The sequence below is a fragment of the Pseudomonadota bacterium genome (assembly GCA_022572885.1).
Classification (GTDB): Bacteria; Pseudomonadota; Gammaproteobacteria; order Steroidobacterales; family MnTg04; genus MnTg04.
The window spans coordinates 44,563-64,594 of sequence record JACZVC010000019.1 but is presented as its reverse complement, the minus strand read 5'-3'; the positions used below and the strand labels follow the sequence as shown (position 1 = coordinate 64,594).

The following is a 20,032-nucleotide window of genomic DNA, read 5'->3' as shown; positions in this document are numbered from 1 at the left end:
TGGTCGGTTGCGTCGTCGGCAAGGTTCTGACGATGACCTATTTCATTTCCGTTAGCGAAGGAATGTCGTTCATGGACATACTGGTGCAACTGGATTTTGCAATCACTTACGAGTTGCTGGCATCGACGTTCGAGATTATCGACGTACTGTTTTACGGGATGGCCGTATACTTTGGTTACAAATATTCGTTTCGTCAGGTTTCCGAGGATGATTTCAATCGCGCTCTCGGAAAAGTAACCTGAAAAGACGCTGCGTGATTTGCACTACTTCAGAGCGACAGCTGAAAAAATGAAAAAGCCAAACCTGCCGACAGACAGGGACGGCAAGCCACGGGTCCTCACTTCCTCCGAGAAGCCACAGAAGACTCCCCGAAGGACCTCAAGACCACCGGGCGCGCGCGCAGCAACACCGGTGCGCGTTCGGCATGCTTTCGGTGTGCCCGGCGCAACAATCGGTTAGTCAGTAGTAACCAAGGCTGTCTGAATCGTGGTCGATTCTCGACAAGGGTAAATGGTTTCGCTGGAATCTGGATCTAATAATTCTCCCAAAGTTCCTCCCATTGCGCACCAAGGTGCAACGGTGGCATCGTATAACTCGCCGTATTGCGAGAAGACCTCTTGCTCGGTCTTCGTCTTCTTCCCTTTGCTGGGTACTACAACGTCCCCATCGATCCTGAAGAAATCCGCGTCGAACGTAACCGTCGCGGATTCCAGCGAAGTATCGCCATCGGCAACCTCTCCGTATTCACTGTCGGGCAGCGGGTATATTTCATCTTCGTAGGCCTGGACCACCCAGCCGATCCGCAGATGGCGTTCGAATCCATCTACGTTGAGCCATCTCATTTTGAACTGCACCCGATTCGGGGGCTCCTTGTCGCGATCGAGACGGATTGTCCAGGTGACTCCGCTATCCACGTCAAAAGTGACCATTCGATACTGGACATCTACACCGGCCGCTGGAAGAACCGGTGGATCCGCTGGAAGAACATCTGGAGGAATACCTGCAAAATACTGGAGAGCCCCACCGGCATCACCGCCAATGGTAATCTCCTCACCGCTGAGTAATTGCCCTTTCATCGTGTCGAAGCCGCCGTTATCGACAAGTTCCCCCTGCAGGCGCCCGTCCACAAGTCCACTAGACATGATGTCTCCGCTAAACTCCGCGGTGGCATCAACCGGCTGGTTGCCCTTGGGAGGCTTGCCCTTACCCTCCGGCGGAGCGGCCAGGGCGTAGGTGCCAAAACACAGCAACAACGCTGCAGCCAGGCTCAATATTTTCGTATCTGTGTGGATCATGGAGTTCACCCCTCATTACAAGAAAAATCGGCAGCCGTGACGGATTTCGAACGTTCATTCCCTTGACCTTCCGGCAACACCTAATGGATGCCGGCGAAGGAGCGCGGATTCCGTCCACCCTTTAATACTGCGTGTGAGGTCAAGAAGTCCTTAAGGAAACCTTAAATTTTTCTTAAATTTGTCTGACAGGCTGATCGACCTGGCAATCTGGACCGCTGGAGCAGACCAATTGATATCACATAATCAATGACTTACGAGTCGACTGAGGGTCTATACTGTGAAGATGGGGCAAGAGGGCTTGTGATGGTTCAAAGCGCCAAAGCGAATCAGTTCACCGTCGGTCAATGGACGGTGACGCCCGCGCTCGACCGCCTCGAGCGCAATGGCAACAGCGTCACGATCGAGCCGAAGGCCATGGCAGTGCTGGTTTACCTGGCCCGCCGAGCCGGTCAGGTGATCTCAGGCAACGAACTGACCGCAGCCGTGTGGAACGAGCGCGTGGTCGGGGACGATGCGGTTTACCAGCGGATTCACCGGTTGCGCACCGTCCTGGAAGACGACCCCCACCACGCTCGCTATATCGAGACCATTCCAAGGAAGGGCTATCGGCTCCTGGCACCGGTCGAGTTTCTGCATGGCGAGGAGCAGAATGAATCGATACCTGTGTGGCGCCGACGGCCGGGCTTCGCCACCGCGCTTACAATCGCGGTTTTGCTTGTCGGTGCGACTTTTATGGCCTGGCAACAGCAAGACAAGCAGGAGTCATCATCGGCAAAGATCGTGCCCAAATCCATCGCGGTCCTGCCCTTCGTCGATATGAGCGACGATCAAAGCCAGAAATTCCTGGGCGACGGCATTTCCGAAGAGTTGATCCATGCGCTATCGAACGTCCCGGGTTTGAAAGTTGCCGCGCGCACGTCGGCGTTCCGCTTCGCGGACAAGGATGTCGACATCCAGACCATTGGCGAAAAGCTTAATGTTGACACGGTGCTCGAAGGCAGCGTGCGCAAGCTCGGCGGCCGCATACACATTACAGCCCAATTGGTCAGCGTCAGTGACGGCTTTCATCTTTGGTCGAAATCCTTTGATCGCGACGCGACGGATCTGATTGCCATCCAGCGGGACATTGCATTGGCGGTGGCCCAGGTATTTCAGACGCCGCCACTCAGCGACCGCTTCATCGAAGGCCTGGAGGCTGCCACTGCGGACATCGATGCCTTTGAGTTCTATTTGCTGGGCCGGTATTACCAGCGCTATCGCACGACAGACGACCTGGAGCAATCGATCGCCCATTTCAAACAGGCGATCGAGATCGACCTGGATTTTACTCGCGCCTATGCCGGCCTGGCCATGGCCTATAGCCTACTGACCTCGTACTCGGGTCAGGATTTCAAAACTCTGGCTCAAGCCGCCGCCAGGGAGGCGCTGGCTATTGACGATCAGGAAGCAGAAGTGTGGGCTGCGATGGGTCTGGCTCGTTTGTCGCACGAGGACTGGGAAAGAGCCGAAGCAGCGTTCCTGCGTGCCATCGAGCTAAATCCCAACTATGCGATGGCATACCAATGGTATGGGTCCACGCTGCAGCGCATGGAGCGTGATGAGGAGGCCGTAACGATGGTGAAAATGGCGGCCGAGCTGGATCCGCAATCGCCACTCATCCAGATGAACCTGGGCAAGTACTATGCAGGTGCCGACCAAGCGACCGCTGAAGAGCACTTTCGCAGGGCCATCGGCATCGATCCGGATTTTCATCTGGCCTATCTGGTATTTTCCATCAACCTCATAGAATCCGGAAAACTGGATCGTGCCGTGTTGCTGCTCAGGGAGTACGCCGATCGAAGAGGTCCTGATGCGGACTGGTCCGCTCTCAAATTACTCGTCTCGTGCTATCGCTCACTGAACGATCATGCAGCGGCGGACCGCTGGGTAGAGCGTCTCGCTGAATCGAAACCCCCTGCCTGGGTACTGATGCACGAGCGCGCGGGTTCATCGATTGCACGGCGCGACTACGACCTAGCTGGAACGGTGCTCCACACGTGGGCGGAAGAAGAACTCGACCACCCCGGGCGGCTCGCCCGCATCGCGCTTTATGAAATGGTCATCGGCCATGACTCGCATGCCCTGCGCGCATACGAACAAGTACATACGCTGGCCACGAAAAGCAATGCAGATGTGTCTGCAGCGGAATGCTGTGGACCTGAAATCATCGAAGCCATGAACGTCCCTGGCGCACTTGCATCTGCAGTCTTGCCTGTGGTGAGCGCAGCGCACCTATACCTGAAAGACAACAACGTGGTTCGGGCTCGTGGGCTACTCGAGCAACTTCGCGCGTTGGTCAGCAAGGAAATAGAGCGCGAGCGCGTACCAGCGGGCATCTATTATCTTCTCGCTTCGATCCACGCGATCGAGGGAGACCCGGATCAGTCCCTGACCGCTCTTCGGCAGGCAGTCAATGCCGGATGGATCCATGCGTGGTATACCGAACTGGATCCAAACCTGGTCTCGTTACACGATACACCCGAGTTCAGGCAAATTATTGCCGACATGACAGGGCGCATCGACGAGATGCGCGAGCGCCTTCGCCTGGCCGAGGCCGAGAATTGAAAAGAGCTGTTTTCCGCGTGCTGACGAATCAGCAACAGAAGAAATTTATTGCCGAGCATCGACTACCCGATAAGTTTCGCGACTTGATCGACGCACACTATTCACCCCTGGCGAGGTGGGTGATACAACAGCACCGGCCTCGGAAGACACTGTTTCTTGGAATCAATGGAGCACAGGGCACTGGAAAATCGACGCTCGCGGCCTTCCTGCGACTCGCGCTTGAATCGAATGCCGGCTGGCGCGTGGCGGTCTTGTCGATCGATGACTTTTATCTGACCAAGGCAGAGCGCGGAGAATTAGGCAAGCGTATTCACCCATTGCTGGCAACCCGGGGCGTTCCCGGTACTCATGATATGACAATGCTTGCAGCCTGCGTTGAGAAACTCAGAAATCTTGATGCAGAAACCAGCTTATCGTTGCCGCGCTTCGACAAGGCGCGGGACGATCGCGCGAACCCTGATGCCTGGCCCGTTGTCACCGGACCGGTCGATCTGATCATTCTCGAAGGCTGGTGCGTCGGCGGCAAACCACAATCGAACGACGCCTTATCCCAGCCGGTCAATCTGCTGGAGCGCCAGGAAGACACGTCTGGGGAATGGCGTCGCTATGTCAATGACCAACTCCATGGAAGTTATGCCGATTTGTTCGTGCAACTGGACGCGCTGATTTTTTTACGCGCACCGAATCTGGGCGCCGTATACCGCTGGCGTCTCGAGCAAGAACGGAAACTTGCCGTGATTACACCCACCGATGACGAAGGTATTATGGGCAGCGAACAGGTAGCCCGCTTTATGCAGCATTATGAGCGCTTGACGAGAGAAAACCTGGTCGCCCTCCCTGAAACCGCCGATGTTGTTCTGGAACTGGACTATAATCATGATTGCAGGCGAAGTTGTTACCTGAATCGATCCAATTGAAAGGCGCGTTTCCGCAGGTATGGATATTCAAATAGACCTCGAGTCAGCGATAGCGGTGGTCGATGTCGGTGAAGCATCGAGCGTTCCTGAAATTGAAAGCGCTATCGAGGCCCTGCTCGCACACCCCGACTACGTCGACGGCATGGATTCGATCTTTGACTACCGGCGGTGCGATTTCTCCAAACTTAGTGCCGAAGACTTGAAATCAATCGCTCGCTTTCTTGCTCCGCACCTTCCCCGGTTCGCGAAGCGCATCAGCCTGGTCGTCGAACGCGACCTTGAATACGGTCTGGCCCGGATGTATGGAGTGTACGCAGAAGAGATCGCTCCGCGCGAGCGGCGCATCTTCCGTGACATCGATGCAGCGCGAGAGTGGTTTCTGTCGAACAAGCAACCCTAAGACCGGCAGGTTCCTATATCGGCATCGCGGCCGCCACGGCAGCCACCAGCCGGCTGACGATCTCGTCTTCGTGGCGCTCTTCAATCGTATATGGCGGCGCGATCAGTATATGGTTGCCCAGCCGGCCATCAACCGTCCCGCCCATGCCATAGCAAAGCAAGCCCTCACGCATGGCCTGCATCTGAACCTGTTGATGTAATTTGAGATCGGGGTCGAATGGTTCCTTGCTAACGCGATCTTTCACCAGTTCGATACCGATTAACAGCCCGCGGCCGCGAATGTCGCCAACGTGGGCATGGCCACCGAGTGCCGTCTGCAATTTGTTCTTCAATGACGCGCCACGAGCCGTGACATTTTCAAGCAACTTATCATCGTTGATGACGCGTAGCGTAGCCAGCGCTGCCGCGACGGCTGTCGCGTGACCCATAAACGTGTGGCCATGCTGAAAAAAGCCGCTGCCGGTCTTGATCGATTCGCTCAGGTAGCCTTGGGTCAATAAGGCGCCAATCGGTTGATAGCCGGCGGCAAGACCCTTGGCGAGCGTGACCATGTCCGGCACGATGCCTTCCTGTTCATAGGCAAACAAACTGCCGGTCCGCCCGGTGCCGCACATGACCTCGTCGAGAATCAGATGGATGCCATATCGATTGCAGATTTCGCGAATTCTGGCGAAGTAACCGGGAACGGCGGGGACGGCGCCGATTGTAGCTCCCGCCACTGTTTCCACGATAAAGCCCGCTACATTGACCGGGCCAAGCTCCAGTATCTTCGCCTCAAGCTCATCGGCAACCCGCAGCCCATATGCCTCGCGGTTTTCATCGGCGTTTCGCCCGCGATATTCAAAACACGGTGAAATATAATTCCCTTGTTTGAGCAACGGTGCAAACAGGCGTCGGCGCAACTGATTACCGCCCACGCCAAGGGCCCCCAGCGTATTGCCATGATAGCTTTGTTCGCGCGCGATAAAGAGATGCCGCTTGGCTTCACCAATCTCGACAAAATACTGGCGCGACAGTTTCAGGGCAGCTTCGACGGCTTCCGAACCGCCTGACACGAACAGGACTTTGTCCATGCCGGGCGCATCCGCGACCAGCGTGTCGGCCAGCTCTTCGAGTACCGCGGTGCTGAAAAACGCTGTATGCGCGTACGGCAGCGTTTCGGCTTGTCGCCGAATCGCCTCGATGACTTTTTCGTTATTGTGCCCCAGGATGGAGACGGCCGCGCCGCCGCAGGCGTCGAGATACCGGCTACCCGTATCATCAATAATATAAAGGCCATCACCGCGAACGGCGAGCGGCGGATCGCATAACAAACTTCTGTGTAGCACGTGACTCATTTATTCTTGTTATTCCTGTAACTGGCCCTTGTTGGTCACCAGTAAGCGCTAATCCGGGACAACTGTTGCTCGGCTTCCTGGACGATCTTCAGCGCATCGACGCCCGTCTTGGAGACCAGCAGTGTAATAAGCGCCTGGCTGACGGCGAGCGCACCGGTAAACGACTGATAGAAAGACGGCGAATTGTGGTAGCTGACAATCGTATGCGTCGCCGCCAGCGCGGCCGGCGAAACGTCGCTGTCCGTTATGGCGATAATCTTCGCGCCCGCTTCCGCCGCGTAGCCGACTGCGTCGATCGTCAACCGCGTGTAGGGTGGAAACGAGACAACCAGCATGCTGTCGTCGGCACCGATGCCGCGCAACTGGTCCGCAAAAATTCCGGCGCTGGCGTCCAGCAATTGACTGTTGTCACGGAATAACTGGTAGGCATAATGGAACAGAAATGCAGGCGAGAAGGCTCCACGCAAACCGAGTACATATACCCGGCGGCTTGCTCGCAAGGTTTCGACCGCTTCCACGAGGATCGGATACTGGTCATCGGCGAGAGTGCGTTGAATATTCTCGAGATCCTGGGCGCGGACGTCTTCAAATAAAGCCCGCGTGTCATCAATGCCCCGACGCTGGACATCGAGCACGCCTGATGCATATTCCGGTTCAGGGTATCTGAGGCGCTGCCTGAAAGGCTCGCGCAGTTGCTTGTACTCGGAAAATCCCAATACCTTGGTCAATCGGCTGATGGTTGCGGGTTGTACGCCGGCTTCCCTGGCGATGGTGCGCATCGAGTTCAGGCCAACGTCTTCCGGGTGCTCGAGTAAATACCGGGCCGCGGTCTGCAGTTGTGGGGTCAAATCGGAAAACGCATCGACCAGCCGCCGTATTGTGTCTGAATAGGTGTGTTCCATGGGTAGAGATTTAGTTTTGATCGTTCGGGTTCCCCGGGTAAACCACAATGTCTTGATACAAATGAATTATAGATGATAATAGTGAATCATTTGTTGCATTAATGGAAGCGATCAGTTAACTTTGTTGTCAGAAATTTGCCCCGGCAAAATGGCCGGTAGAATAATAAGTCCGTTACTCATAAAAATGACATATATCGATAAGGGGAAAACCAAAATGACCATTAAATGGCAGCATATTGCGGCCCTGGCAACTGTATTCGCCAGTGCGGCGTTTTTCACGCAGACGGCGGTCGCACAGGATGGGGCCGGCAACGACGAGATCGAGGAAGTCGTTTCCATCGGAACGCGTAGCACCAAACCACGTTCCGCAGCGGATTCAACTGTTCCCATCGACGTAATTTCAGGCGAAGATTTTAACGCGCTGGGAAATGCGGCCGATCTCACGGACAACCTGAGAATGGTGGTGCCTTCCTATACGGCAACCCCGGCAACCGGTGATGGCAGCGCGTTCGTGCGGCCAACCTCCTTGCGCGGTACGGCACCCGACCAGGTTTTGGTCCTGGTCAATGGCAAGCGCAGACATCGTTCTGCCCTGGTGCACTTTTTTGCGCCCGCTGCCGGTAACGGCGCACACGGCGTCGATGTCGGAATGATTCCCGGTATCGCAGTCAAGAGCGTAGAAGTATTGCGTGATGGCGCTGCGTCACAGTATGGATCTGACGCGATCGCCGGCGTTATCAATTTCGTAATGAAGGACGCTTCAGACGGCGGCGAGGCATCGGTTCAATACGGCGAATATTATGATGGCGAAAGCAGCGTCAAATATTCTGCCAATGTTGGATTCCCCGCGGGTAACGATGGATTCGTCAATGTAAGCCTGGAGTACCTCGAGAACGATGCTCTCTCGCGTGGTGTCCAGCGCGTAAATGATGAGGCCACTCTGATCGCGATGGGCGTTCCATTATCGCAAATTGGCGCGGATGCTCCGTTTGGCGACGCACCCCTCTTGCAGACCTGGGGTCGCCCGTACTCTGACGGCACTCGTTTCTTCCTGAATGCTGGATTTCCGACCGCGACCGACGCCGAGGTTTACGCGCGCCTGGGATATGCGGAAACTGACGGTCGCTATCGTTTCTTCTACCGAACTTTTGATCATGTAACCATAACGACATTGAATGCTCTTGGCTTTGTGGGACTGCCCGCTGGCTACACGCCATTTCTCGATGGCGCTCAGAAGGATCTCAGTTTAGTAGGTGGCGTAGAAGGTGAATTCTCGAACGGTATGTACTATGACTTCAGCGTCGGTTACGGCAAGAACGAACTGGACTATTTCCTGAATAACACCATTAACCAGGATCTGGGTCTGGATGCGAGCTTGAATATCCCACAACGCGACTTCGATGTGGGTGGTTACGAGCAGGAAGAGCTGAATCTGAACGCCGATTTTTCCATTCCGCTCAACGATACTGTGAATCTGGGGTTTGGCGCTGAATGGCGCGAAGAGACCTATACCGCGAAAGTGGGTGAGCCCAATTCATTCCTGGGTGCAGGCGCCAATGGATTGAAGGGAATCAGGCCAGAGGACGCCGGTGAGTTTTCTCGCGACAACTTTGCCGTGTATGCGGATGTCGAGCAGGATGTCAGTGACGCCCTCCTGATGCAGTATGCCTTGCGTTATGAGGACTTCTCGGACTTTGGCAGCACTCTCAACGGCAAGATTGCAGCGCGCTACAGGACCTCGGATACCCTCGCTTTCCGCGGTTCTATATCGACCGGGTTTCACGCTCCGACGCCGGGTCAGGTCAATGTGACTACCACGATCACTACGTTTGATGGCGTGACCGGATTGCAGGTCGAAGAGGGTCTGGTACGGTCGACTGACCCCCTGGTCGCAGCAGTCGGCGGCACCGCACTCACCGAAGAAACATCGGTTAATTTCAGCATCGGGTTTACCGCTGACCTCAATGACACAACGACGCTGACCCTGGACTGGTATCTGATTGACGTCGATGACCGCATTTACCGGACGGGCGATATTTCGGTAGACCCCATGACCACCCAGACCATTTCGTTCTACACCAACGCGCTGGACGTTGAACATACCGGTATCGATTTGGTGCTGACCTCGGCGCTGGAGTGGCCAAATGGCGACACCACCACCGATCTGACCTTTGCGTATACGCATACGAAAACCGATGTAACGGGTCAGAAGCAAATCAATGGTGTCAATCCGGTCAATGACGGCCTGGTCGAAGACATCGAAAACAACTACCCCGAAAATCGCTTCGTGCTGACGGCCAATACATATTTTGGCGAAAAGTGGAATTACTTGTTCAGAGCGAATTTCTATGGCGAGCATTGGGATGAGCGTGGCAGAATCGGTGCGGCCGTTAACCCAAGCGCCAAGATAAATTCAACGATCTACGTTGATATGGAGTTGGGTTACCAGGTCAATGATAACGTCCGCTTGATGTTGGGCGCCTCCAACATATTCGATGAGTTCATCGATACGATTGGTCCGCCTAATTCGAATCGGCTTAGCGTTGGCTTGCAATATCCACGTCGAAGCGCCGCGAACTACGAAGGTGGTTCCTGGTATCTGCGCGGGACTTACAGCTTCTAGATTATTGCTAACGAATACAGGCGATCGATAAAGCCTGAAAACTCAAGGCCGGTTGCGATGGCATTGCAACCGGCCTTTTACGATTCCTACTCAGGATCGGGTCGGACTATTACCGTGTCGGCAATGGGGATGATCTCGGTCACTGGCAGGCCGGCGGCCTGGGCGTGCTGGCGTATCGCTTCTTCACTGCTGGCCTGGTAGATACAAACGGTTCCCAGTGCCCCACTGGTTTCCTCCAGCACATAGGAACGAATCCAGCGGATATCATCCGGCATGTCATCCCCGACTTCAGTTGAACGGGCGGCCGCTGCTTCAAGCGATGGGCCGTCAGTGAAACCATCACGTCGCAAAATAGCATATAGGTTCATCTGGACTCCTCCTATTGGTTGTTATTGTCACCCGCATTCCAGGATTCGAATTGGAAACCGCAGGCGGTCATCCTGCCTCAAGCCACCACCTTTCGCCACTGTCACGCTCGACTGGCTGGATGCCGCTTGCTGGCGCCGTCGATGAGCCGTCGCGCGGCACATGACCATATTTTGACGGAGTTATTCGTTTTTATCGGTGTCAGCGGATTTCTGCTCGGTAGCTTTGTCTTGGTTGCCAACCTGTTCCCGGGTCTTTTTAAAAACCGCGGGAATGTATGAACAGCGCGGCCGAGACCGGGCCAGCTTGTTCCATCGCACGAAAAAGCAGACCGGGGGCGAGTCGCCATCCCGGCAATCGCAAATGGTCAGCGCCAGCCATTAGTTGCAAAGAAATGATTCCGAATTTAGGCTAAGACCAGATTCGTGCGGGAACAAAATTGGATCAAAACCCTTTTCGAGCATGCGTGATTTTCTCACACTGTTGATAGCCGCAGCCAGTTTCTATGTTTTGCTGGCGCTGATGTTGTTTTTTTTCCAGGACAGGATGGTGTTTCTGTCCAATATGCCGGGTCGGGCCCTGACCGCTACTCCCAAAGATGCCGGATTCGACTATGAAGATGTCACGCTGGAAACCAGCGATGGACTGAAATTGCACGGTTGGTACGTACCGGCAGCACAAGCCCGCGGGGTCATCCTGTTCTTGCATGGCAACGCCGGCAATATTTCCCACCGCCTCGACAGCATTGCGATCTTTCGCGAACTGGGCCTGGACACGCTGATCATCGACTATCGTGGTTACGGACAAAGTCAGGGAAAACCCTCTGAGCAAGGAACTTATCTCGATGCCGAGGCTGCCTGGCATCACCTGGTCAACGACCGTGGGGTGGCAGCGGACAGGATCATCGTTTTTGGCCGCTCGCTCGGCGGCGCGGTAGCTGCCTGGCTGGCAAACCAACACACGCCAGCGGCCTTGATGATCGAATCCAGCTTCAGTTCGGCGCTGGACATGGCGCGCAAACTGTACCCTTTTATGCCGGTGCGCTTGATCACCAGGCTGGAATACCCGGTGAGCCTATACGTGAGCCAGCTGCAATGCCCGCTGCTCGTGATCCACAGCCGGGACGACGAGATCATTCCATTTACCATGGCCGAAGCGATTTACGACTCGGCAATGGAGCCAAAGTCGCTGCTGGAAATCTGGGGCGACCACAACAATGGATTCCTGCTGAGCAGGGATCGTTATTTGTCCGGAATCAATGAATTTGTACAAAAAAATCTACCACAGTAAGGCCGCGGTTTTCATCCTGCTATCGATCGTATCTTTTGGGATACCCGCAGATGATACGCAGTATGCGCTCGATCGAGCCGTCATGGTTGCCGAGATCGAAGAATATGCGCGGCTTACCGGTGATCAGGCGTTTGACAAGCGTGTCATGCAGGCTATGGCCAGTGTGCAACGTCATGAATTTGTTCCCGAGGCACAAAAACGTTTTGCGTATGAAAATCGCCCGCTACCGATCGGTTTTGGCCAGACCATATCGCAACCTTATATCGTGGCATTGATGACCGACCTTATAAAACCTGGCAGCGACGATGTAGTTCTCGAGATCGGCACCGGTTCCGGGTATCAGGCGGCAATCCTGTCACCGCTCGTAAAAAACGTTTACAGCATCGAAATAATCAAGCCACTGGCAAAACAGGCCGCAGCGCGCCTGCAACTGCTTGGCTTTGACAACGTCACGACCCGCCTGGGCGATGGGTATTACGGCTGGGCTGAACATGCCCCCTTCGATGCGATCGTGGTGACCGCTGCGGCGAGTCACGTGCCGCCATACCTGGTCAGGCAACTGCGCCGCGGGGGACGAATGATCATCCCGGTCGGTGGCAGGTTCCTGACCCAACAACTGTTGTTGATCGAAAAAACCGAGACAGGGGAAGTGAAAACGCGGCAAATCATTCCCGTCCGATTTGTACCGCTGACCGGCGAGCATTAGGGGGCAGTCACCCGGGAAAAACACGGGCCGGGACGAACCTTGTGAAAACACACAACCGTCACTTTGTATTTTTCTCTGTATCGCTTATTTCGGTGGCCGCAATCGGCTATGAAATTCTATTGATGCGATTACTGTCGATCGTGCAGTGGCATCATTTTGCATACATGGTCATTAGCCTGGCGCTCCTTGGCTATGGCGCGAGCGGCTCTTTTATCGCATTAAGCAAGCGCTTGTTAGTTCCTCATTTTGCCCTGGCATTCAGCGTCAGCGCCTTGCTTTTCAGCGTCACCATGATTATTTGTTTTGCGCTGGGGCAGTTGGTACCTTTCAATGCGCTGGAGATTGTCTGGGATCCGCGTCAGTTGCTCTACCTGTCGCTAATGTACCTGGTGTTCTTCGTGCCGTTTTTTTTCGCGGCCAGTTGTATCGGCCTCGCTTTCACTTGCCTGAAGAAACACATCAGCCGTATTTATTTTTTCGATCTCCTGGGCGCGGGAGCCGGGGCGTTGGTGGTTGTCGCGGCGCTTTTTCTGCTGTCGCCGCAGAACACGCTGCGGCTGCTGGCGGTATTCGCGTTGGCTGCATCGGCATTGGTGGGCCGCGCCCTCGCGTCACCGGCGCGCAACCGCTTTATGCTTGCGCTGGGCGTTTTCTTTATCGGCCTTTTGTTGGTCTTACCGCAAAATTGGCCGGCTTTTCGGATCTCCGAGTTCAAGGGCCAAAGCCAGGCCCTGCAAGTTATCGATGCCCGCGTGCTGGGGCAATATTCGAGCCCACTGGGTCTATTGACCGTCGTCGAGAGTCCGGCCATCCCATTTCGCGACGCACCGGGCCTGAGCCTGAACACGCAATCTGAACCCCCCGCGCAACTCGCGATATTTACTGACGGCGACGCGATGAGCGTAATTACGCGCTTCGACGGCAACCTGAATTCACTCGCGTACATGGATGATATTACCGCCGCGCTGCCATATCGTTTGCTCGACAGGCCCAGGGTTCTGGTCCTTGGCGCCGGTGGCGGTACCGACGTGTTGTTTGCCGTCTATCACGGCGCCCGCGCTATTGACGCTGTCGAACTGAATCCGCTGGTGACCAAGCTGGTCGGTGACACCTATGCCGATTTTGCCGGGCATTTATACGACGATGAGCGTATCGATGTATACACCGACGAGGCCCGCTCTTTCGTTGCCAGGCGCGCCGCCCGGTACGATCTGATACACATAGCGCTACTGGACTCTTTCGCCGCATCCGGAGCGGGTGTCCAGGCGCTGAATGAAAGTTATCTTTACACCGTCGAGGCCATCGGAGAATTCCTGCAACGTGTCGCGCCCGGAGGAATGCTCGCCATCACGCGATGGTTGAAGGTGCCACCCCGAGACAGCCTGAAGTTATTCGCCACGGTGATCGAGGCGCTAAAGCAGGAAGGAGCGGCCGATCCCGCCCAGAGTATCGTCCTGATCCGGAGCTGGAATACCAGCACAATGCTGGTGAAAAACGGCAATTTTTCCGCTCGGGAAATCGAAATCATCAAGGAGTTTTGCAAAACCAACTCTTTCGATACCGCCTTTTATCCGTCGATGACCGCCAGCGAAGCAAATCGCTATAACTTGCTGGATCAGCCTTTTTTGTTTGACGGTGCGATGGCGCTTTCAGGTCACGGAGCTGCTGAGTATCTTGATCGTTATAAATTTCGGATCGAACCGGCCACCGACGACAAGCCCTATTTTTTCCATTTTTTCAAATGGCGCACATTGCCTGAAGTGATGTCGCTGCGTAAGCGCGGTGGCGCCGGGCTGATCGAATGGGGTTATCTGGTGCTGGTTGCCACGCTGATTCAGGCAATCCTGGCAGGCGCCCTCCTGATACTTTTGCCGCTTTGGATCGTAAAGCGCCGCTGGCCTAAAGGCGCCGGTACCCGCATGGGTGCGTATTTCTTTATCCTCGGCCTGGCTTTCTTGTTCGTGGAAATGGCTTTCATTCAAAAATTCATCCTGTTTCTCGGTCATCCCCTTTACTCTGTTGCTGTTGTGCTGAGCGGTTTCCTGATCTTCGCCGGGCTGGGCAGCGGCTATTCGCAGACGCTGGTGCGGCGCTACCGAGGTCGTAGGCTCTTTCTGGTGGTCTATGCCGTGACAGGAATCGTGTCCGTTGCCCTGGTTTATTTGTTTTTCTTGCCTGAATTGTTCGACCGTCTTATCGGGCAGCCGGACGCAATCAAGATACCGATTGCGCTGCTGATGATCGCGCCATTGGCATTTTGCATGGGCATGCCTTTTCCGATCGGTCTTGGCCAGGTCGCCGGTCAAGCACCGGATTTTATCCCGTGGGCCTGGGGCATCAATGGCTATGCTTCGGTCGTGAGCGCATCGCTGGGGACGCTTTTGGCGATTGAGCTTGGCTTTACGGCAGTGATCCTGTTGGCCCTTGCGCTGTATGTGGCGGCAGCCGTTGTGGTCAACACCGGCGCCTTTTTTCGATCACCATCGGCAGGCTCCTGACCCTGTTAATGATCGCGCTGAGTGTGCAGAATTCGAGGCGAAAAGCCGCTCATTTCGCCTTGAAGCGCGGCAACCATCGCGGCACGCGAGCACAGTAATTGAAATAGGACTCGCCAAACAGCTTTCGCAGATGGGGTTCTTCATAGAGGACCACAAAGCTGTGAAATGCCAGACCGACGATCAGCATATAGACAAGCAAAATGATGGCCTTGAATGATGCCGCCCATGCCAGGATCAGGATGAGCACGCCAACATACATGGGGTTCCTTGAATACTGATAAAGGCCACGGGTGACCAGTTTTTTGGGAGCGTCGATGGGTGCAGGTGTACCGCGGCCGACGGTCGCGAAATCCCAGAGACACCATAAATAGATCGCTGAACCCAGGATAAAAAACAAGCTCGATACCAGGGTCATGAACCCAAGGTCCGTGCGTTTGCCGCCAACGATCAGCCATGGAATCAAGAAAGCGGCCGTACCCGGCGCGACTATCGTGAAAACCAGGTTTTTGAGAAACAGCACCATTGCCTCGCCTGGATACCCTCGGAAAATGCCCGCCCGACCGAGTGTCGGGCGGGCTCCATTTTCCTTATGCTTCGCGCTTATAGACCAAAGAAACGACTGTGCCCATGGCGACAAACACCACTATTCCGGAAACAAACCACTTGAATACCAGGTGATGCGGCAGTGGATAAATAACATAGGCGTCATAGGCCTGTACGACCATGAAAAACAGCCCCATGTACAGGCCATAACGAACACCCTCGCCGATCCCGCGATTCTCATAACCACGGGTGAAGATATAACAGAACATCAACGTCAAGACGGCGCTGGGTAGGAAGATAATCCACATCATCTGGTCCATTTGCTCTTTCGGCCTGAAGACCGACGCCAGGTCCTGGTAAATCGGATCAAGCCAGATGGCATGTATCAGAAATCCAAGCGCATGATAAACCAGGTAAGCAGCCACAAAGGCCATCCAAAACCTTTTCGTATTCATTGTTTTTCTCCCCAGGATCGAATGGGTGGACATACCCTAGAACGTGGTCCTCGCCGGTTCAAGCTGCACCGCAAGAATCGAGAAAACGAGGCAACCCGGGCAGGCGCATGCAGGCCTTTCCTCGGCACATACGCTATATTTGGAGGTCGATGAATACGGACCAAAAACTCGCGACCATCGAAGGCGCCTGCCACTGCGGCAATATCAGCTACCAATTCAGGACCGTCTTTACGCCGGAATCGTTAATCATTCGTAATTGCCAGTGCAGTTTTTGCACCGCTCATGGGGGCGCAACCGCAAGAGACCCAAATGGCACGGTGAAAATAACGGCAGCCAATCCGGATCTTGTGACGTTGTATCGTTTTGGCACGAAGACCACTGATTTCGTGCTTTGCGGCCGGTGCGGCGTGTATGTGGGTGCGGTGTTGACCCGCGATGGGAAGAAATACGCGACGCTCAATATGCGGTTGTCATCGCTGGATATCGGTCAGGCCGAACCTGTCGTGTATGACGACGAACCCGCGGAGGACCGCGTCTCACGCCGCATGGAGTTGTTCACGCCCGTTATCGAATGCCCGTTTTAGGCTAACCGGCAGCGTTCCTGGCTGCGGTTTTGGTGCCTGAATTCCCAAAATCCAGGCGTTTTTTGCGCTGAAGACATTTCCGTGACCTGATTCACATATTGTCGCGACACCTCGGACTAGGCTGCACGTGTCATGGACGATTGCGCACAGCCTGATGGCGGCGCTGGAGGAACGAGCGTGAAAATACGGATATTGCTTGCCCTGATTGGGCTGGGCCTGCTGGGCACACAAAGTGCCATAGCGGACGACAACATATGGCTTGGTGCGAAAGCCGGCACGTTGGGCATCGGGTTCGAAGCGACCTGGCGACCGACCCCGATACTGGATTTTCGGGCCGGGCTGAACAACTATTCCTATGACACCAGTAGCGCCGAAGCCGGCATCGACTATGATACCGAGTTGGACCTGAATACTTTCTACGCGACCGCCAACTTGCGGGCGCCGATGAGCCCCTTCCGGCTGACCGCGGGAATATTTTCCAACGGGAACGAGGTCAACCTGGTCAGCCAGTCGAGTGCGACTTATGATATCGGTGGCATGACCTATACGGGGGCCGAGGTTGGCACGCTCAATGCAGCGGTAACCTTCGAAAAGACCGCTCCTTACCTGGGCGTCGGCGCCGATTTTCGAATTGCCGATACCCTCGGCTTGAATTTCGACCTTGGCGTGCTGTGGCAAGGAACACCTGTCGTTGGCATGACCGCCAGCGGTCCGATTACAATGGACCCGAATTTCCAGGCCGACCTCGCGGCGGAAACGGTGGAGCTGCAAAATGCGCTGGACAACTATAAAGCGTATCCGGTGGTATCCATCGGCCTGAGCTTCAATTTCTGATCGAAATTCAGGAAGGACAGAAAGACGCAAAAAAGCCCGCTTTTGCGGGCTTTTTTGTGTCCGAAACAATCAATCAAAACCGGTATTTGTCCCTAATCAACTTTATTCGTCGGCTGGTTTTGTTACATAATGTTCGGGAAGTGTGAAATACATCCAAGACCGTTGTCGAAGGTCTTGTAGGATAGCCCCGGCATCCACTATCGAGTTTTTCTATGAGTAGCACCGGAGTTTTCAGAATCATCCAGTCCGTTCTCAGCGGCAAGACGGTGGATAAGTCTCGCCAGGAAGGCAAGAAACAGGGAGCGCCGGCCGGCCCATATCATTCCGTGACCATAAAATCGTCGCGCAGCTCCTGCGTCACCGCGAGAGCCCTGAAAGGCATTCGTTTCCTATCGAAGGAGGCACCGGCCCTGCCGCTGGAAGACTGCGATGTCGCAACCTGTAACTGCCGGTACGAACACCACACTGACCGACGCGGTGGCCGTCGGCGAGGCGCCGAAATGGGAGCGGCAAATATCCCGTCGATGAGCGGCGAAGAAAAAAGACATGAACGCGACCGCCGGTCTACCGCTGAAGTCATCGACGAATACGATGGTTCTGACACCTACTTCGACTACGTCTGCCAACGGCTGGTCCGGGAGCACGCGGAGAAAGCCGGCACCCTCAAGAAACTCGGCCTAAGCGAAGATGAACTGTATTCCGAAGACAAAGTCTGGTACGAAAGCGAAAGACCTGTCGAAAAATAAACGCTTTATCGGCGTATCATAATACCGCCATCGCCTGGTCCGCCGCCCTGCCACCTTCCGAAATAGCATTGCGGTAATTCATCCGCGCACCCAGTTCCGAATGACCGAAATGAATTCGGCCAAAGCCTTTCTTCACAACATCTTTCGGTGCAGGCCTCCCGTCTTTACCGAAATAGAACCCTGGTTGCGGCGCAACAAAAGCATGCCCCCAGCGATTGAGAATGATGCCGGCAATATCGCGCTGGTCATCGAAGCCCGCCAAGCCAAACATTCGGGTCATTTGCTGCCGGATTTCGGTTTCGTACTGGCAGTAAGACTTCGACAACAATTCATTGCGCGCTAATGCGCCCTGCTCCTTGATACCGTGGCCGGCGTAATTAAAGGGAACATAAAAGGTCATGACCGTGGGTTTGGCCGGGTCGAAAGGTTGCTGGCTGTTGCCGGTGATCATCGGACGGCGTATCGAGCAGAAAGTGCCAAAACCTTCGAACCAACGCGCCGAGGAGATGCCAAGGCGGTCAAGAAATTTCCAGTTTCTTAAGGCCACGTTGACCACGAGCACGGGGCCATGATGAAAATCTTCGTAAGCCGTGGCGATATCGTCCGGCATATCGCTGACGATGTTACGCGCGACCCAGCCACCGATAGATAACACAGCTGCCTTCGCGCGCACACTCCGAACTTCACCATCCTGGTAATAACAAACGCGGACGTAATCGGCGCTATCTACGGGCCCTTCATGACGAACGTCAACCACCGTTGCTTCAAGGCGCTCACTAACCGTGTTTTCGGGCCGGTCCAGAGCCGAAAAATTCACGGCATTGTTCAAAGTCTCCTCGGATGACCTGCCGCCTTCGATGACATCGGGAATCAGGTGCCTGACGATGTGCCGCAGATAACCCGCGTTACCCCCGGGGAAACTGAGGCTGACTTCCCGGGTTTGATCGAGCACATCGAACGATCCATAGGCGGTAGTGCCCGGCATGGCCAGCAGAAAGGCGGCATAAGCGGAGATCACATCGCTGGACAGGCCATAGCTGCTGATCGCCAGGATCGGGTCGACAAATTTGGCAACGCCCGGGTCAAGGCCCATTTCTTTTTCCAGCAAGTCCTTGTAGGACATGCTGTCGAGCCAACGATCGAAACCATCGCCCTCATGATATTTTTTGCGCTCCTCATACGCACGAATCATGTCCTTTCTGAAAATCTCCGGCCATGGCGTATTTTTGAGTTTGTTGCGCCACGGGTTTTTCACCCAGCCCGAGTCTTTGAAAAAGTAACCGGTATCGAACCTGCGTTCGGCCCAGTACATGGTTTCGAAGCTGTCCAGCGGAACCTTTACATCCGAACTGCCGAACGCCGGTTGAGCGAACTCAAACTCGGTAGGCATACCGATAGTTTTCCATATCTCATCGGACAGACCGTCACGACCAGTGGGTAAAATAAAACCATTTGAACCCTGCGGTCCGTATAGCCGGTAACCATCGACATCGAATTCATTCTGTTTGGCCTCGCCGCCGAATATCGGGTGGTTGTCGAGGATCAGGCAACGGCCATCGGCACCGTATTTTTTGTGGAACTGAAAGGCCGCAGCGTGACCGGCAAAGCCACCGCCGATCACGACCATGTCGAATATCTCGCCGGTATCCGCGGCTGTTCCCGCCAATGCCGGCCCATGGCCGTCACGGATCAAGTGCGCGGCCTGTCTGACCGACGCCGTGATGCCGTTGGAACGCGCATAGTCCCCGACACCGCCATAACCGGTCCACGGATCGCTGAATACACCCTGCGATCGGTTCCTGGCGGCGAACAACGGTGCCGGCGCCGACAGCAAGGCCGCGCCCGCGCCGATCAACACACCACCGAGGAAGTCGCGTCTGGTGATTTCAATGTTTAGACCGGACCTTCGAATCTTCCTGGCAGGCATTTATTT

18 protein-coding genes are annotated in these 20,032 nt (G+C 55.1%); 11 read left to right on the top strand and 7 right to left on the bottom strand.

Translation table 11 applies throughout. The features are described from left to right. The first annotated feature begins 32 nt into the window (after positions 1–32). Entirely contained in the window at positions 33–242 is a 210-nt protein-coding gene (locus IIA05_08585; GenBank protein MCH9027154.1) for a hypothetical protein, read from the top strand. 213 nt (positions 243–455) lie between these two features. Here the strand turns inward: IIA05_08585 and IIA05_08580 are convergent, their stop codons facing one another. Continuing rightward, positions 456–1,295, bottom strand: coding sequence for a hypothetical protein (locus IIA05_08580; protein MCH9027153.1), 840 nt, complete (start codon positions 1,293–1,295; stop codon positions 456–458). Positions 1,296–1,598: 303 nt separating this feature from the next. On the opposite strand from IIA05_08580, the gene IIA05_08575 reads away from it, so the two are divergent. The 3 genes from IIA05_08575 to IIA05_08565 are packed head-to-tail and all read left to right on the top strand — an operon-like array spanning position 1,599 to position 5,216. After that, positions 1,599–3,899 (top strand): winged helix-turn-helix domain-containing protein, encoded by a 2,301-nt coding sequence (locus tag IIA05_08575; GenBank protein ID MCH9027152.1) that lies wholly within the window; start codon positions 1,599–1,601, stop codon positions 3,897–3,899. 20 nt (positions 3,900–3,919) lie between these two features. Next, positions 3,920–4,816 carry a kinase gene (locus IIA05_08570; GenBank protein MCH9027151.1) on the top strand — a complete coding sequence of 299 codons (897 nt, stop codon included), beginning with the start codon at positions 3,920–3,922 and terminating at the stop codon, positions 4,814–4,816. A 19-nt stretch (positions 4,817–4,835) separates the two neighbouring features. Then, complete coding sequence (locus IIA05_08565; protein ID MCH9027150.1) at positions 4,836–5,216, top strand: hypothetical protein; 381 nt, start codon at positions 4,836–4,838, stop codon at positions 5,214–5,216. A gap of 13 nt (positions 5,217–5,229) precedes the next feature. Here IIA05_08565 and IIA05_08560 read toward each other — a convergent pair whose 3' ends face one another. Then, positions 5,230–6,552, bottom strand: coding sequence for an aspartate aminotransferase family protein (locus IIA05_08560; GenBank protein MCH9027149.1), 1,323 nt, complete (start codon positions 6,550–6,552; stop codon positions 5,230–5,232). A 35-nt stretch (positions 6,553–6,587) separates the two neighbouring features. Continuing rightward, entirely contained in the window at positions 6,588–7,454 is an 867-nt protein-coding gene (locus IIA05_08555) for a MurR/RpiR family transcriptional regulator (protein ID MCH9027148.1), read from the bottom strand. A 214-nt stretch (positions 7,455–7,668) separates the two neighbouring features. Between IIA05_08555 and IIA05_08550 the strand changes: the two genes are divergently transcribed. Further along, positions 7,669–10,077, top strand: a complete 2,409-nt coding sequence (locus IIA05_08550; protein ID MCH9027147.1) for a TonB-dependent receptor — start codon at positions 7,669–7,671, stop codon at positions 10,075–10,077. Between the two features lie 86 nt (positions 10,078–10,163). Here the strand turns inward: IIA05_08550 and IIA05_08545 are convergent, their stop codons facing one another. Then, positions 10,164–10,445 (bottom strand): DUF4242 domain-containing protein, encoded by a 282-nt coding sequence (locus IIA05_08545; protein MCH9027146.1) that lies wholly within the window; start codon positions 10,443–10,445, stop codon positions 10,164–10,166. Between the two features lie 460 nt (positions 10,446–10,905). On the opposite strand from IIA05_08545, the gene IIA05_08540 reads away from it, so the two are divergent. From IIA05_08540 to IIA05_08530, 3 genes are read left to right on the top strand one after another with little or no spacing between them, the layout of a single operon-like run. Further along, entirely contained in the window at positions 10,906–11,733 is an 828-nt protein-coding gene (locus tag IIA05_08540) for an alpha/beta hydrolase (GenBank protein ID MCH9027145.1), read from the top strand. After that, positions 11,702–12,439: a protein-L-isoaspartate(D-aspartate) O-methyltransferase gene (locus IIA05_08535; protein ID MCH9027144.1), complete on the top strand. Its 738-nt coding sequence runs from the start codon at positions 11,702–11,704 to the stop codon at positions 12,437–12,439. The genes IIA05_08540 and IIA05_08535 overlap by 32 nt, the downstream gene beginning before the upstream one ends. Before the next feature lie 41 nt (positions 12,440–12,480). Beyond that, positions 12,481–14,937 (top strand): SAM-dependent methyltransferase, encoded by a 2,457-nt coding sequence (locus IIA05_08530; protein MCH9027143.1) that lies wholly within the window; start codon positions 12,481–12,483, stop codon positions 14,935–14,937. 49 nt (positions 14,938–14,986) lie between these two features. Here the strand turns inward: IIA05_08530 and IIA05_08525 are convergent, their stop codons facing one another. Together IIA05_08525 and IIA05_08520 are read right to left on the bottom strand one after the other, a co-directional pair. Next, positions 14,987–15,460, bottom strand: coding sequence for an isoprenylcysteine carboxylmethyltransferase family protein (locus IIA05_08525; protein MCH9027142.1), 474 nt, complete (start codon positions 15,458–15,460; stop codon positions 14,987–14,989). 64 nt (positions 15,461–15,524) lie between these two features. After that, the gene (locus IIA05_08520; GenBank protein MCH9027141.1) at positions 15,525–15,935 is read right to left on the bottom strand and encodes a hypothetical protein; all 411 of its coding nucleotides are present in this window, start codon (positions 15,933–15,935) and stop codon (positions 15,525–15,527) included. A 149-nt stretch (positions 15,936–16,084) separates the two neighbouring features. Between IIA05_08520 and IIA05_08515 the strand changes: the two genes are divergently transcribed. The 3 genes from IIA05_08515 (at position 16,085) to IIA05_08505 (ending at position 18,099) form a co-directional block, all read left to right on the top strand. Further along, complete coding sequence (locus IIA05_08515; protein ID MCH9027140.1) at positions 16,085–16,519, top strand: hypothetical protein; 435 nt, start codon at positions 16,085–16,087, stop codon at positions 16,517–16,519. A 177-nt stretch (positions 16,520–16,696) separates the two neighbouring features. Continuing rightward, the gene (locus IIA05_08510; protein MCH9027139.1) at positions 16,697–17,353 is read left to right on the top strand and encodes a hypothetical protein; all 657 of its coding nucleotides are present in this window, start codon (positions 16,697–16,699) and stop codon (positions 17,351–17,353) included. Between the two features lie 212 nt (positions 17,354–17,565). Further along, on the top strand, positions 17,566–18,099 hold the full coding sequence (locus IIA05_08505) for a hypothetical protein (GenBank protein ID MCH9027138.1): 534 nt from the start codon (positions 17,566–17,568) through the stop codon (positions 18,097–18,099). Between the two features lie 16 nt (positions 18,100–18,115). On the opposite strand, the gene IIA05_08500 is transcribed toward IIA05_08505, so the two are convergent. Next, positions 18,116–20,026, bottom strand: a complete 1,911-nt coding sequence (locus IIA05_08500) for an NAD(P)-binding protein (GenBank protein MCH9027137.1) — start codon at positions 20,024–20,026, stop codon at positions 18,116–18,118. Between the last annotated feature and the right edge of the window lie 6 nt (positions 20,027–20,032).